Source organism: Kibdelosporangium philippinense (assembly GCF_021390435.2).
GTDB lineage: Bacteria > Actinomycetota > Actinomycetes > Mycobacteriales > Pseudonocardiaceae > Kibdelosporangium > Kibdelosporangium philippinense.
In genome coordinates this window covers 1,469,324-1,484,175 of sequence record NZ_JAJVCN010000003.1, presented here as the reverse complement: position 1 = coordinate 1,484,175, position 14,852 = coordinate 1,469,324, and the positions used below count along the sequence as shown (strand labels likewise).

Annotated in this window: 12 protein-coding genes and 3 pseudogenes; 3 read left to right on the top strand and 12 right to left on the bottom strand. The window is 65.5% G+C overall.

Features of this window, described 5'->3' with window-relative positions; genetic code table 11:
- Nucleotides 1-67 precede the first annotated feature (67 nt).
- From LWC34_RS59430 to LWC34_RS39085, 4 genes and pseudogenes are all read right to left on the bottom strand, one after another.
- Nucleotides 68-178, bottom strand: a complete 111-nt coding sequence (locus LWC34_RS59430) for a hypothetical protein (RefSeq protein ID WP_504925770.1) — start codon at nt 176-178, stop codon at nt 68-70.
- A gap of 135 nt (nt 179-313) precedes the next feature.
- Nucleotides 314-835 (bottom strand): annotated as a pseudogene (locus LWC34_RS59425) (NHL domain-containing protein); the annotation flags it as partial.
- A 326-nt stretch (nt 836-1,161) separates the two neighbouring features.
- Nucleotides 1,162-1,353 (bottom strand): annotated as a pseudogene (locus LWC34_RS59060) (hypothetical protein); the annotation flags it as partial.
- A 787-nt stretch (nt 1,354-2,140) separates the two neighbouring features.
- Nucleotides 2,141-2,758, bottom strand: coding sequence for a TetR/AcrR family transcriptional regulator (locus LWC34_RS39085; RefSeq protein WP_233730247.1), 618 nt, complete (start codon nt 2,756-2,758; stop codon nt 2,141-2,143).
- A 64-nt stretch (nt 2,759-2,822) separates the two neighbouring features.
- Between LWC34_RS39085 and LWC34_RS39080 the strand changes: the two genes are divergently transcribed.
- Nucleotides 2,823-3,662 carry an NAD(P)H-binding protein gene (locus LWC34_RS39080; RefSeq protein ID WP_233730246.1) on the top strand — a complete coding sequence of 280 codons (840 nt, stop codon included), beginning with the start codon at nt 2,823-2,825 and terminating at the stop codon, nt 3,660-3,662.
- Here the strand turns inward: LWC34_RS39080 and LWC34_RS39075 are convergent, their stop codons facing one another.
- The 5 genes from LWC34_RS39075 to LWC34_RS39055 all read right to left on the bottom strand — a co-directional run bounded on the left by LWC34_RS39075 (nt 3,663) and on the right by LWC34_RS39055 (nt 9,223).
- A complete protein-coding gene (locus LWC34_RS39075; protein ID WP_233730245.1) occupies nt 3,663-5,342 on the bottom strand; it encodes a sensor histidine kinase in 1,680 nt (559 codons plus the stop codon).
- Nucleotides 5,343-5,407: 65 nt separating this feature from the next.
- Nucleotides 5,408-6,739, bottom strand: coding sequence for a CYTH and CHAD domain-containing protein (locus tag LWC34_RS39070; RefSeq protein WP_233730244.1), 1,332 nt, complete (start codon nt 6,737-6,739; stop codon nt 5,408-5,410).
- 10 nt (nt 6,740-6,749) lie between these two features.
- The gene (locus LWC34_RS39065) at nt 6,750-8,084 is read right to left on the bottom strand and encodes a HAMP domain-containing sensor histidine kinase (RefSeq protein WP_233730243.1); all 1,335 of its coding nucleotides are present in this window, start codon (nt 8,082-8,084) and stop codon (nt 6,750-6,752) included.
- Entirely contained in the window at nt 8,081-8,752 is a 672-nt protein-coding gene (locus tag LWC34_RS39060) for a response regulator transcription factor (RefSeq protein ID WP_233730242.1), read from the bottom strand. Before LWC34_RS39060 ends, LWC34_RS39065 begins: the two co-directional genes overlap by 4 nt.
- A 126-nt stretch (nt 8,753-8,878) precedes the next feature.
- Complete coding sequence (locus LWC34_RS39055; protein WP_233730241.1) at nt 8,879-9,223, bottom strand: hypothetical protein; 345 nt, start codon at nt 9,221-9,223, stop codon at nt 8,879-8,881.
- Between the two features lie 110 nt (nt 9,224-9,333).
- Here LWC34_RS39055 and LWC34_RS59345 point away from each other — a divergent pair.
- A pseudogene (locus LWC34_RS59345) lies at nt 9,334-9,612 on the top strand (ATP-binding cassette domain-containing protein); the annotation flags it as partial.
- Here the strand turns inward: LWC34_RS59345 and LWC34_RS39045 are convergent.
- Nucleotides 9,504-10,259, bottom strand: a complete 756-nt coding sequence (locus LWC34_RS39045; protein ID WP_443667759.1) for an AfsR/SARP family transcriptional regulator — start codon at nt 10,257-10,259, stop codon at nt 9,504-9,506. The pseudogene LWC34_RS59345 and the gene LWC34_RS39045 overlap by 109 nt on opposite strands.
- A gap of 39 nt (nt 10,260-10,298) precedes the next feature.
- Nucleotides 10,299-11,741, bottom strand: a complete 1,443-nt coding sequence (locus LWC34_RS39040; RefSeq protein ID WP_233730240.1) for a GAF domain-containing protein — start codon at nt 11,739-11,741, stop codon at nt 10,299-10,301.
- 101 nt (nt 11,742-11,842) lie between these two features.
- Here LWC34_RS39040 and LWC34_RS39035 point away from each other — a divergent pair, with 101 nt between their 5' ends.
- A complete protein-coding gene (locus LWC34_RS39035) occupies nt 11,843-13,153 on the top strand; it encodes an aldehyde dehydrogenase family protein (RefSeq protein ID WP_233730239.1) in 1,311 nt (436 codons plus the stop codon).
- Between the two features lie 39 nt (nt 13,154-13,192).
- On the opposite strand, the gene LWC34_RS39030 is transcribed toward LWC34_RS39035, so the two are convergent.
- Complete coding sequence (locus LWC34_RS39030; RefSeq protein ID WP_233730986.1) at nt 13,193-14,743, bottom strand: beta-N-acetylhexosaminidase; 1,551 nt, start codon at nt 14,741-14,743, stop codon at nt 13,193-13,195.
- Nucleotides 14,744-14,852 lie beyond the last annotated feature (109 nt).

The following is a 14,852-nucleotide window of genomic DNA, read 5'->3' as shown; positions in this document are numbered from 1 at the left end:
CCTCCTTCTCCGCCGCAGGCTCTGCGATCTCTTGGGGTGTCTTCGGATCTCAGGCCTATGCCTGCTACTACTTTCGATGGTTGTTGGTGTCGGCCACGTACACCGTTCCGCCAGGGCCCATCGCGATCCCGGCCGGGTGGTCGAACTGGTTCCAGCCCGAACCGGGATTTCCGCCCACTGCGAAGGAATTGGTGACGGTGATGCGGTTGTTGCCGGTGTCGGCGGCATAAATGGCTTGCTCGGTGTCGGCGGCCGCACCGCGTGGGTGGTCCAGTTGCCCGGCACCGCTGCCTGCGACACCGTCGCCTACGACGGTCCGGATCACCTTTGTGCCGTCTACTTGGCGGACGCGGTTGTTGTTCGTGTCGGCGATGTAGAGCTTGCTGTCCTTGTCTACTGCGATTCCGGTGGGGCCGTTGGGCCGCGCCTTCGTCGCATCTGCGTTGTCGCCGCCGAAACCGGCTTCTCTGGTGCCCGCTGCCGTTGTGATGATTCCGTTTGGCGCGACTTTGCGGACTTTGTGGTCGAGCTCATCCGCGATGTACACGTTTCCTTGCCTGTCAACGGCAAGACCGACCGGGGCGCGCAACTGGGTGGCTGTGGCCTGGCCTCCGTCCGGGCCCGAACCTGGTTCGCCTGTGCCCGCGAAGGTCGTGATGGTGCCGTTGGGGGCGATCTTGCGGACTCGGGGCGTCCACCACTCTGTGACGTAAACGTTGCCGGCGGCGTCGCGGGCGATACCGGATGGTGTGTCGAGAACCGCGTTCGTGGCCGGTCCGCCGTCACCGGACGGGCCGGTGTCGCGACCGTTACCTGCCAAAGTGGACATATTTGATGGTCGAGTACGTGCCGGAGCGTGTCAGGGATGCGCTTGCCGGTGGAGCGCGCCAGTTCACCGATGAAATAAGGGTTTCCGCCGGATCTTCGATGAACTTCGGTCAGTAGGGCGGAATCCGGTCGTACCCCGATGACAGCGTGCATCAGCTGGCTCGTCTCCACCTCGGAGAAACCTGCGAGCTTGATCTGCGGGCCAAGGCGTAAAAGCCGGCGCAGGTGCTGCGGGAGTACCTCGCCAGGATCGGTGTTCCGGTAGGTGGTGAGGACGACGATGCGGCTGTCCCGCAGCAGGGTCCCGAGGAACTCCAGGTAGCGCAGCGTTTCCTCGTCAGCCCAGTGCAGGTCGTCGACCACGATCAGCAGAGGCTGCTCGGTGGCCAGGAGCGCTTGTGTCAACGCGTCGAACAGGCGGAACTGATCGTTGTGGGTGGCGGGCTTGGGTAACAGCGGGCTCAAGGAGTCGGTGTCGGCATGTGACCAGCCATGAGCCGCCACGAGTTTGCGCAGGATTTGCACCAATGGCCAGTACGCGCGCTGCGCATTGTCCTGCCAGCAGGTTGCCCACAGCACGGTGAAGCCGGTCGCGGCTTCCGGTCATGTGCTGGGCGAGCATGGTCTTGCCGATCCCCGGCTCGCCGGTGGTCAGACCGAACGCTCCGCGACCTGTCCGTGCGTGGGTGAGCGGGGCGGCGAGGTGGTCCGTTTCCGCCACACGGCCAACGAATTGTGCGTGCACCAGCCGACCGTAAGAGCGGTTCCACGCTCGCCACTTGATCTTTCGGGCGTTCGTTGGTGCGGTGCGGTGACGTCGTTTTGCTGCGCTTGATCCGGTCGAAAACTGGTGGTGTGATCGGCACTGGGGACCGACCATTGCCGGGGGAGTAGTCGGTTGAGGGGGATGGCACGGGAGACCGTGGCCATTGTGGAGGCCGGGTCCTACTTCTCCCGGGTTAGCGCCGTTTCAACTGGGGGTGGATCGGTGTTGCTTCTTTGAAACCGCCGTGAAGTTGGCCTTGGGCACGCTGTTTCGCATGAAAATCACTCTTCGGCGTGTTGGAGCTGGCGTACTTCTCGCCGGCTTCGTCACTACCTTGGTCGCGTTGGCACCTGCCACCGCGGCGGCGGACAGCGTCCGCATCACGTCCGACCCTGACAGCGTTCGCATCACTTCAGACCCGGGCAGCGTCCGGATTACTTCAGATCCGGGCAGTGTGCGGATCACTTCTGACCCTGACAGCGTTCGCATTACGTGAATCTGACTAGATGACCGGCCACCGGGGTCACAGTGCCTCGGTGGCCACCTTTATCGCCGCGGCCCCAGTCTTGTCATCATGTCGCGGAGGAATGCCGTGTAGCGCTCGCGGAACGCCGGATCCGTTGCCTCGACGCCGAAAGTCTTCTTCACCATGTCCGGCATCACGAGTGGTGCCGTGGTCAGCGCCATCATGCCGAGCAACAGGCATGCGGGGTCCAGGTCTTGGTCGATCTCACCGGCCTGCTGGCGCTCGGTGATTCCGCTCAAGTCCTGCTCGGGCTCTTCGTCCGGTGTCTCCTGGCCTGCCGCGTAGCTCAGGCCGCGCCAGACCATCAGCCGCGTGCCGCGTGGGTCGTCCAACGCACCGTGCAGGTAGGACGTCGCGATGTCCGCGGCTGATCGGCCGGGGTCGTGAAATGTCGCTTCGTGCTTCAGCCACTGGCTCTGGAGGGTCCGGTAAAGGCCTTCTTTGCCGCCGAAGTAGTAGTTGATCAACTGCTTGTTCACGTTGGCTCGCGCCGCGATCTCGTGCACGCGCGCGCCCGCGTAGCCCTTCTCGGCGAACTCCTCGTACGCGGCCGCGAGCAGTACTCGCCTGGTCCGGTCCGCATCCGCCTGACGCTCCTCCGGTGCAGGTGAGCGCCTTGGTTTGCCTGGTTCGCGCATGACCGAAAGGGTATCAGTCAACTATTTGGTTGACGCGGTTTAACAGATGGTTGAAACTAGCGGTATGACCATCTTGGTAACCGGAGCGACCGGCAACGTCGGCCGGTCCGTCATCACGCAGTTGCTGTCAGCTGGCGCCTCGGTGCGCGCGACCTCGCGTAACCCGCAGGCCGACCTGCCTGTCGAGGTGTACGCGGCCGATCTCGCCAAACCCGAGTCGTTCGAGTCGGCGCTTGAAGGCGTCGAGAAGGTATTCCTGTTCCCTAATCCGCCAGGCGCCGACGGGTTCGCCTCACTCGCGAAAGCCAAGGGCGTCAAGCACATCGTGCTGCTGTCGTCGCAGGCCGCAGCGCACGAGAGCTACGGCGACTCGGTGATCCGAACGAGGCACGTCACTGTCGAAGACGCGGTGAAGCGCGCAGGCGTTGACTGGACTTTCCTGCGGCCGGGTGCGTTCGCCACCAACACGCTGTACTGGGCAGGGGCGATTAAGAAGGAAGGCTCGGTGCGGCTGCCGTTCGCCGATACTAACGTGAATCCGATCCATGAGGCCGACATCGCGGCGGTTGCCGTCAAGGCTTTGTTGGAGGACGGGCACATCGGCGCGGCTTACGAACTGACCGGCCCGGAGTCGATCTCGCAACGGGAGCAGGTCTCGCTGATCGGCGCTGCCGTCGGTCGGGAGATCGGGGTGGTGGACATGACTGTGGCTGAGGCCAGGGCGCACTGGGCCAAGCAGTTCGGCTTTACCTCCGATGAGGCGCTCGACGGAATGCTGAAGATGCACCAGGCGGCGGTGGGCAAGCCTGCCGATCTGACCACTGTCGTAGCGGAGGTTCTCGGTCGGCCCGCACGGACCTACGCCGAGTGGGCGACCGACCACAAGGCCGACTTCATCGCCTGATTATTCCGTTGCTGGACTGGGGACTTCGAGGGTGGCGATGGTCGGGCCGCCTGGCGGGCTGGTGAGCTCGAACGTGCCGTCGAAAGTGGCAAGACGTCGCTGCACACCGCGCAATCCGGTGCCGCCGGAAGCCGAAGCCCCGCCAATTCCGTCATCCACAACGGAAATCGCCAAGCCGTCCGACGAGTGTCTGATGTGGATGATCACGCGGGTGGCGGCAGCATGCTTTGCGACGTTGGTCAACAGCTCGCTGACCGCGAAGTAAACCGCGGATTCGACGGGGGAGGCTGGTCGGCCGATCACCTTCCCCTCAACCGTCACTTTCAGCGGGCTGTCCAAAGCCAACGCCTGCAAAGCGTCCCCGAGTCCGCGTTCGGCCAACACGGGCGGGTGGATGCCGCGCACGAGGTCCCGCAACTCGGTCAAAGCCTCGGCCGACGCGGCCTTTGTCTTCGCCACCAATGACTTTGCCGCCGCTGGGTCCTGGTCGATCAGGCGTTCCACCGCGCCCAAGTGCAGGCCCATCGCGACGAGCCGGGCTTGGGCGCCATCGTGGAGGTCGCGTTCGATGCGCCGGAGTTCGGCGGCTTGGGCATCGGTGGCGTCGGCACGGGTCGCGGTCAATTGCTGGACCCGTTGCGCTAGAACGGCTTGAGTAGTTGGGGCGAGTAGCCAGCTGGACACCCGAAGCTGCAACGCGCGGGTCCATGAGGGAGCGACCACGGCCATAGGGATAGCAATCAAGCCAAACAGGGTGTCGACATAAGCCGAAGCGAAGTCACGCCACGTGGCCACGTCGGTCATCACCCAGCGGTAACGGGCGTAGCGCATGTAGCTGGCGGGCGTCTTGTACAGCTGGTTGCGGAGGCGGTACATGCCGTCGGGGCGAGGGTTAGGCAGCACGGGTTCCGGTAGGTACGGCGCGGGGATGTCGACCCGGCGGAACGCGGTGAGAGAACGGACCAGAGTCACAAGCGGCACCCACGCGAAGATCCACAGGCCCCAGATATGGATCGGCACCACGCCGACGACCAGGACAAAGGTGCAAACGAGAGCCGTGCCCAAAGACATCAGGAAATGGGCCGTCACGGACCACAGGACCTTGATCCGCGCACGAACCCGTGCCCAGAACCGGAACATCACGCCGTCGCTCTTCGCCTTCAACATGAGCGACGACCACCGGGAGTGAACCTGCACGAGCCAAGGAGCCGCCAAGTAGCCGAAAACCGCGACAACCGCGAACGGCCACTGAGGCGTGAAAGCCAGCCAAACGCCCAAGCCGATCAAACCAGGCGCCAAACCCGCCAACACGCCGCCAACGAAGAAGTTCGTGAACATCCAGTTGAGGTCACGGCGAGTGCCCGGGTCATCGGTCACCCAGTCGAGCAACCGGTCGAATTCGCTGTACCACCGTGGCTTCTTGACCAGGGTGTCGCCGACTCGGTACAGGCCATCCTCGTCGAGGGTCGGGGGCGGCGGGTCGGGCCAGTAGACGCCGTCACGCGGCACTCCGGCCAGCCGTCTGGCCAGGTTGGGCAGCCAGCGGGAGTGCCTGATCACCATCGGGCCGGTGATCACGATCGACAGGTTCGCGAGCACCCAGACCAACATCGGCAGGCTGAGCAGCGCTATGCCGAGCAGCTGAATGCTGCGCCACACCGCCTTGGTCTGCCGGATCATGCCCACAGTCTGACGGAACACGGACGGGTCGCGCATTGCTCACAGGCCCAAGAACCCAGGTAGGCCTAGCCCCACCTGATGGTGCCCCGGATCCGCGCCGCGTTGGTCTCCTCACGCCCATAGAGCAGGCCGAACGTGAACCCGTTCTCCTGCATGCCGAGGGTGCGCAGCAGCGGCAGCGCGACTACGCTGTCCTGGTATTCGCCCGCCAGCTTCGTGAACGCCTTCGCGCGCTTGCGGGCCTTGTTGGAGCCGAGTACCTCAAGCCCATAGCGCAGGCGTTTCGCGGCTTTGCGAGCCCGGTGGACCTCGCCCGCGTCCAACCTGGGGCCAACCTTTCGGGCGGCCTTGGATGTGTGTTTCGGCAGCTCCTTGGCGGCCTTCCGGGAAGCCTTCGACGTGAACGGCGGGGCGGCGAGCCACGAGTCCAGCTGGTCGAGCAGATGGAGGTAACGCTTGCTGCGCAACGTCCGCAGCACGTCCTTGCGCGCCTGTGCCTGCGCCGGGCTGAAATGCCGGACCAGTTGCGCCTGCACGGGCCCGACGGCCAGCTCGACGGGCAGTTCCGACACCGCCTTGGTCAGCCGCTCAGACTGCACTTCGAGGTCACGTGCCGGACTCAGCTCCTTGCCGAGCCACTGCAGTTCGGCGTCGAGGTCACCGCTGGTCACGACCTTGCGGTACACCCGCAGCGCGCTGCGCAGCCGACGGGTCGCGACGCGTATCTGGTGCACGGAGTCGTCAACGTCCTGACGCACCAGGATGTCGTAGTACCTGATCTTCTCGATCTGCTTGGCCGCGTACGCCAGCACTGTCTCACCGGCCTTCTTGCCCGGTTCGTGGCGCTCAGGCTTGGTGTCGAGGGCGCGGGCGAGCTTGGATGGCAGCGATGAACGCTGGAAACCCGCTTGCCGCAACGGTTCCTCGGCTCTGTCGAGTACCGCTGGGTCGCCTTCGACTTCGAGTTCACGCCACACCATGGGTTCCGTGTCCGGCCGGGTCGCGGTCACGCGGTCGTCGGTGAGTTCGGCGCCGGACAGCTCCCAGACGGTCCGCTCGGTCGTGATCCGGGCGACGGGCTGCAGCGCCGCGCCACGGGTGTATCCGAGCGTCAGGTCTGCGAACGGCTTGGGCGGCTTGTCTTTTCCATTCAGTGGCAGGTGGATTTCGTCACGCGTGTCCGCGCCGACGGGCACTTTCAGGTGCCAGCCTTCGTCCGCGCCGCCTTCTCTGCGTCGCAATGTCAGGCCGCCGCGGATCAGCCGGAGATCCTCGGTGTCGTAGTAGACCGCGTCGAGTGTTTCGTGGCGCGGCTCGGCGGCCGAGCCTGCGAGGTCCGGTAGTTGGGCGTCCGGAGCGGCTTCGTACTTGCGCTCCACTTCTCGTTGAGTCCGCATACAAAATCACCTACCCCGGCAGCGTGATCGTGAAACAGGCGCCGCCTTCCGGCGCGGGCCCTGCTTCGATCTTACCGCCCATCCTGGTCACCAGCCCGTTCACGATCGCCAGCCCCAGTCCGGTGCCCACCGGCCGGATTCCTTGGTAACGCCGATACAGCGCGCCACGGTCGAACGCGATCCGATAGTCCTCTTCGGACAGACCGGGCCCGCCGTCCCTGACTTGCAGCACCCGGCCAGGCAGCTGCGCGAGCACGATCGGCCGACCGGCAGGCGTGACTCGCAAAGCGTTTTCCATCAGTCCGTCCAACGCTTGCCGCAGCCTGCGCGGATCGGTGTGCACGGCAACCGGATAAGCCGGGTTTTCCAACCGGAACTCCACATTTTCGCGGGCGCATCGGGCGGACCAGACATCTGCGGTTTCCCGCATCACCCCGGACAAGTCGACGGACGTGATGTCCAACCGGAAGTCGTCGGCCGACAGTCTCGCCAGGTCGAGCAGGTCGCCGACCAGCCGTTCCAGCCGCTGGGCCTCGTTGACGATGGTCCGCCCGACCTCGGCGGCCTGATCGCCGGGCACGACCCCGTCGGCCAAGGACTCGGCGAAGCCGCGTACGGCCGTCAGCGGCGTTCTGAGCTCGTGTGACACCGAGAGCAGGAAGTCACGTTGCCGGGATTCGCTGCGCTGCAACGCATCCGCCAGTGAGTTGACCGATCCGGCGACATCGGCGACTTCACGCGGGCCTTCGACCGGCGCGCGCAGGTCCCGTCGCCCCGTACGCATGGTGTGCGCGACTTGGGCCGTCCGCCGCAACGGACGGGCAAGCAAGCGACCGAGCAAGATCCCAGCCACAGCCGCGACCAGGAGCCCGATTCCCAGCGCCAGCAAGATGTTTCCGATGAGCCGCCGAATGGTTGACCGATCGGACGAAGGCTCAAGGACCAGCGCGAAACTGCCGCGAGGCGCGTCCCTAGCCTCGACGAGATACCGCTTCCCGGCCACGTCCACGATCTTCGACACCGTGCCGCCGTCGACTGCCTTGGCCTGTCTGGCCGCGGCGACCGCGGTCGCGTCACCGACCGCCACGCCACGCTGGCTCACACCGACGACCGATATCCCTTGCCGCTCAAGGATGTCCACGACCCGGCGACGCCCGGCAAGCGCGCCGTCGGTCTCGAACAGTTGCGCGGCCAGCACGTCTGCCTGATTGGCAAGCACACGCTGGGTCACGTCAAGCGAGGTGGTGGAGACCAGGCGAAACAGCACGAGCCCGGCAACCATAGCGGAAATCCCAGCCACAGCAAGGCAGACAATGATGATCCGGCCGGCGAGCGAGCGGATCATCCCGACTCCGCCGAGTAACCAACCCCACGGACTGTCCGAAGAGGACTGTCTGCGCCGAGTTTGGCGCGCAACTGCGCGATGTGCACGTCCACGGTCCGGGTCCCGGCCGCGGCCTGGTAGCCCCACACGGCACTGAGCAGCTGGTCACGGGCATAAACCCGGCCAGGCGTGCGCATCAGGTGTTCGAGCAGGTCGAACTCGGTCGAGGTGAGCGTGATCTCCCGGCCGCCCGCCCACACCCGGCGCTGGTCGACGTTCACCTCGACCGTGCCCGCCCGCAACACCTCGGTCGCGGGCGACCCCCGACGCAATACGGCACGGACCCGCGCGACCAGCTCGCGCGGGCTGAACGGCTTGGTCACGTAGTCGTCGGCGCCCATTTCCAGGCCGAGGATCCGGTCGACTTCGTCGTCACGAGCGGTCACGAACAGCACCGGCGTCCAGTCCTCGGCCGCCCGCATCTGACGGCACACCTCGATGCCGTCCATCCCAGGCAGGCCGATATCGAGCACGACGGCGACCGGGCGCAACCGGCGCACGGCCGCGAGCGCGCCCGTGCCGTCCGCCTCCACGTGCACGCCGAATCCATCCCGGCGCAGGTACATCCCGACCAGGTCGGCGATCGACCGTTCGTCCTCGGCGACGAGAACGAGTCCTCTAGGGCTCATTCAGCTCCGACTCGACACTGTTCAGTGTGGACTCGATGGAGTCTAGGTCACCCGGCGGCGGATCTTCCTGCTTCTGGCACCCGGTAAGCAGGAACAGGAAAACCGCGGCCGCGGTTAATGAGCGCCTCATTTGCCCGTGCAGTACTTCTGCTTGTAGGCACCGAGCCGCTCCTGTGCCTTCTTGAGCACGTCAACCCGCTCTGCGCGGTGATCGGCTTTGCCGTTGAGCCAGTCCTTCTGTGCCGGGTCGGTCGCGCGCTCGGCGCGTGCCCGCAGGTTCGCGACCGAGCCGCGTACGTCGGCGCCGCCGTTGATCCTGGTCAGCGCCTTGGTCACACGGTTTTCCAGCTTGGGGACGCGCTGCTCGCAGACCTTCTTGACGTCGAACGTCGGCGTCTGTGCGTTGGCGGCCGGGGTCAACAGTGCCAGGCCCAGCACGGTCGCGGTGGCGATGCGGAGTGTCAGCTTCATGGCACACACTCTGACGGCCCGGCATGAGCGGAATGTCCGGCGAATGTTCGGGGTTTGTAAGGCCCTGTCAGCGAGCGCTCAACGGAATGAAAGCGCTGGTCGTGACCCTCCTGGCTATGAACGCAATCGCGGTACACGGCCTGCGCAAGGCCTACGGCGAGCCGATCGTCCTCGACGGCATCGATCTCGATGTCGCCGAAGGCATCGGGGGCACCGGCCAGTTCTCCGCGGTCGACAACCTGCTGACCGGCGCCGAGAACCTGATCATGATGGGCGACCTCTACCGGGTCTCTGACTCCCGCAGAAGGGCTGCTGAGCTGCTCGAACAGTTCGGCCTCGCGCAAGCGGCCGACAAGTTCGTGATGACGTACTCCGGCGGCATGCGCAGGATCGATGTGTGCAATGCGGACAGTTCGGCCGACGGGTCCGCGCCTAGCTCGTTGGCAATTGTCTGACGTGCGGTTTCGTAGACCGTGAGGGCTTCGCTGGTCCCGCCTGTCGCGCACAACGCTCGCATCAGGGCGCCGATGAGCCGTTCCCGCAACGGATGCTCCGCGACGAGTGCGGTCAACTCGGAGGTCGGATCGTGCCCGAGCCGGAGGTCAGCGTCGACGCGGTCTTCCGTAGCTGTGAGCCGCAGTTCGGCCAGCTTGGCCGCGTGCGGCTGGAAGAAATCCTGGTCAGCGACATCTTGCAGAGCCGGTCCACGCCACAGCGCCAACGCTTCCCGCAGCACCTGAGCCTTCGTCGGATCGTCTGCGAGCCGCACGCTCGCCACGAGCCGTTCGAAGCGGGTCACGTCCACCTCGTCGGGGTCGATGACCAGGCGATATCCAGCGGGATGGGACTCGATCGGCACGTCGAGGGACTTGCGCAGCCGCGATATCAGCACCTGCAGGGCATTCGCGGCTCGTGCGGGCGGATCGTCGCCCCAAACGCCGTCGGTCAGACGGCTGATCGACACCACCCGGCCAGGCTCCAACGCCAGCACGACCAGCAACGCGCGCAGCCGGGAGCCCGCGATTGCGCCGTCCACCTGCAACGGCCCGAGCAGCCCGATACGCACGAAGGCAGCTTATTCGTCCGTCATGCTCTGCCGGAGCTGCGACTGTACCCACGCCTGCCGTGGATCCGCTGGTGGCAGGCTGAATGCCAGGGCTTCCAGCGCCGCCTGGTCCGGCGTCGCGCGGACGAACGAATGCAGCGCGTCCAGGTCACGCCGCTCAAGCACCAGCCTGCGCAGCTGGGTCAGCGTCTGCTCACGTTCCGCCTGCACGCCTGGCGCGTTCGACCTCGGCAGCAACGGCCCGCGCCACAAGGCCACCGCGTCACGGACCCGGCGTTCCCGCAAGGGCGTGCGCACGTTCAGGAAATCCGCGTCGACCTCGGCTTCCAGGCGGTACGGCTTCGTGCTGATCGCCGAGGCGCCCAGTTGTGTCCGCAACCGGTGGATTTCGGCGCGCGCGGTCACCGGGTTGCCAGTTTCGCCGTACAGCACCAAAGCCAGCTGTTCCGCGGTCATTCCCCTTGAGTGCAGGGCAAGCAGCGTGAGGATTTCGGCGTGCCGAAGGGTCAGCGGGATTTCGCGGCCGTCGAGCAACACGCGCGTTTCCTCGGCACCGAGGAACGGCATGGTCAGCAACTGCGGGCGGCGCGTGGACAGTCCTTGCGATATCCGCAGCAGGAAGCCCTCGGCCAGCGGTTCGATGAACGCTTCCCGGCCGTCCGGCAGCCACAGCGTGCCTTTGCCGGTGTCCACTCTGGATGGAAGGCCGTCGCACGACTCGGTCGCGACGACCCGGCCGGTCGGGCTGACCAACGCGCCGGGCTGGCCGCGCAGTCCGCTCAGATGCCGGATGTTGCGCAGCCGGAAGCGCTCGTTGCGCGAGTGCATCCGTGTCTCCAACTGGCTTTCTGCCAGTTGAGCGGCGGCCGAGACGAGCGCGAGCGTCGACGGATGCATTGTGGACATTGGACCGGTCACGTCGATGACGCCGAGCAGCGCGCCGGTGTCCGGATCGTGCACGGGCGCCGCCGCGCAGGTCCACGGATGGTAGAGGCGGACAAGGTGTTCAGTCGCGTGGATCACCACAGGGCCGTCGACCGCGAGCGCGGTGCCCATCGCGTTCGTGCCAATGGCTTCTTCGGTCCACCTGGTTCCTTCGGTGAGCAGCACTTTGTCGGCTTGCCTTCGAACGTTGGCGCTGCCTTCCCGCCAGAGCAGGTGCCCGGCCGCGTCGGTCACCAGCATGATGTGCTCGGCCTGGTCGGCGATGGACACCAGCATCGCCCGCAGCGCGGGCATCACCGCTGCCAGCGGATGGTCTGACCGCAGGTCAGGGACATCGTTCTCGTCGTAGACGACCGGCGGCAACCCGTGTTCGGGGTCCACACTCGCCGCCAGCGACCGTTGCCACGATGCGGAAACCAGCGCCCGTGGCTCGTTGACCGAGCTTGTCGCAGGCAGCCCGTCACGCAACTGGTCGACCAGGAATGCGTACGCGCCCGCGTCCTTCATGTTCCACACCCTCGGAACGCACCTTGCAACGTCACTGCAACCCAGTGTCTTCTACCGTCCGCCACTCGTACCCATGAAAGCATGCCGGGGAGGCGTGGAGCATGAGTAGATACGCCGCACCAGGACAACCGGGCAGTGTGGTGCGGTTCGCCAGCCGATACGACCATTTCGTCGGCGGCGAGTACGTGCCACCGGCTGCTGGCCGATACTTTCGAACGCCGACACCGGTCACCGGCAACGACTTCACTGAAATCGCCGAGGCAACGGCCGATGACCTGCACCGGGCCATCCAGGACGGCCGCGGCGCGGCACCGGGCTGGTCACGGACGGCGCTCGCCGAACGCTCGGTCATCCTCAGCGAGATAGCCGACCGGATCGAGGACAACCTCGAAGCCCTTGCCGTCGCTGAGACGTGGGACACAGGAAAGCCGATCCGGCACACGCTCGGCGCGGACGTGCCGTTGGCCTCAGATCATTTCCGGTACTTCGCCGGTGCGATCAGGGCTTTGGAAGGTGTTCGGTCCGAGACCGACGGTGCCATTGTGGTTCATGGTTTTCGTGAGCCACACGGCGTGGTTGTCCGGTCATTGGGCTGGGACTTCCCGTTGCTCGGCGCGGCATGGCAGCTCGCGCCCGCGCTCGCGACCGGCAACACCGTGGTCCTCAAACCGGCGATCCAGACGTCCGCATCGATTCACGTGCTGCTCAGCGTGATCAATGACCTCGTACCGCCCGGCGTGATCAACGTGGTGAACGGTTTCCCAGCGGCACAACCGATCGGCCTGGGCCCGGCGGTGTTCTTCGCCGATCTCGAAGGGGCAGTGCACGACCGCGCGCTCGACGGTTTCGCGATCGGGACGTCGGCGGCGCTGATCCAGGACGGCCGGTACGAGCAGTTCCTCGGCGCGGCGTTGGGGCGCGTCGACCAGCTCGTCACCGGTCACCCCCTCGACCTGGCAACCACAGTCGGCGCGTTGGTCAGCGCGGACGAGCGTGCGAAAGCCTTGCGACACATCGACAACGCGGCCCGATCAGGCGCTCGGGTGCGTGCCGGTGGCGTTCCGGCTTCGCTGAGTGGCGAACTGGCCGACGGGTTTTTCCTTGAGCCGACAGTGATCGAGGGCGACAAGGAGCACGCTTTCACCACCGCGCCCGTTGTTTCGGTCACCCGGTTCAACGACTTCGACGACGCCGTCAAACTGGTCAACGAGATGCCGGAAAGCGCCGGTGTTTCACTGTGGACACGGGACACGGGCGTCGGATACCGCGCGGTCCGGACCATCCACGCGGCAAGGATCTGGGTCAACAGCGACCACACGTACCCGGCGGAAATCGCGTTCAGCCAGGAGAACCGCAACAGCCTGCTGGCCGAGTACTGGCGCGAGAAGCGCCTGATGGTCAACTACTCGTGAGTGGTTTCGCCGGTTAGAACCGGCGAAACCACTCACGACCTACCAAGGAACCTTCGGCGAACGGTAGAAGTTGACACCTTGGTGAACCCAGCGCTCACCCTGCTGGGCAAGGCGCTGACGGAACGACTCCCAGTCGTGCGTCGACCACGGTGACCAGCCCAGTTCGGCGATCGCGGGCAGCCGTGGGAACGCCATGAACTCGATGTGGTCGCTGTTCTCGAGGGTCTCGGACCACAGCGGCGCCTCGACGCCGAGAACGCTGGACTCAGGCAGGTTCTTGACGAACGCGCCAGGGTTCCAGCCGTACGCGGTGTCCACCTCGATCAACCCGGCCCAGGTGAGGCCGAGCTTGGTCGAGCGGTCGTACTTCATGTCCAAATAGGACTTGTGTGCTGGCGAGAGCAGGATCTTGTTGCCACGCTGGGCCGCGGCAACCACTTCCTCGTCCGTGTCGTCCGTGCCCCAGTACTGCGGGAGCACGGTCGGGTCGTTCTGCGTCTTAGCGATCTCGTGCCAGCCAGCGGCCTTCTTGCCGTACTTCGCGACAATCGGCGTGACCCGCTGCATGAACTTCACGTAGTCAGCGGGTTTGGTCGCGTGCGTCTCGTCGCCACCGATGTGGATGTACTCGCCGGGCGTGAGCTCAGCCAGTTCGCGGATGACGTCCTCGACGAACTTGTACGTGATCTCCTTGTCGATGCACAACGAACTGAAACCGACGTTCGTGCCGGTGTACAGCGGCGGCGCGACGCCGTCGCAGTTCAACTCGGCGTACGAGGCAAGCGCCGCGTTGGTGTGCCCAGGCATATCGATCTCGGGCACGAGGGTGACGTACTTCGACTTCGCGTACGCGACCAGGTCGAGATACTGCTGTTTGGTGTAGAAGCCGCCCGGCCCACCGCCGACCTCGGTACTGCCGCCGTAGCTGGTCAGCCGGGGCCAGCCGGGAATCTCGATACGCCAGCCCTGGTCGTCGGACAGGTGCATGTGCAGCCGGTTGACCTTGTACTGGGCGATCTGGTCGATGTAGCTCTTGACCTCGTCGACGTTGAAGAAGTGGCGTGACATGTCCAGCATCGCGCCGCGATAGGCGAACCGGGGGAAGTCGACGATCGTGCCGCCGGGCACGACCCACGGTCCTTTTTGGCGTGACTTGCTCTCGACATTCGCCGGAAGCAGCTGGCGCAATGTCTGCGTGCCCGCGAACAACCCAGCAGCCGTGTTCGCGCGGATGGTGATGGCGTGCCGGTCGACCTTGAGCTGGTAGCCCTCCTGGCCGACGCGCGCGTCAGCACCGCCAAGCAGCAGGGAAATCCCGTGGCCAGGGACGAACGCGGGCACAACCGGAATGGGGAACCCGGTCGACGGTCTCAAGACGTCGGCCAGCTGTTTGCCGACGGCAGCAGCCTCCCGTGAGCCGATCTGCGTGAAGATCGCGGTACCCCAGCCGAGCCGAAATGCCTGCCGTGCATCCGGCTGTGTGACGGCTGGAGCAGGGACGACACTGGAGAGACTCTTGCTCATCGCTGGTGCCTGCTCCGCGCTCGCGGGTGTTTGGAATAAGGCGGCAGTGGCGGTTGTCACCGCCATGACCGCGAGGAATCGACGTACGTGCACAGGGCCCTCCCGAACGTAACTCCTGTAGCGGCGACAAATTTAGGTATAGACCACTCACCCACCCCTCACAACGGCCGATTGT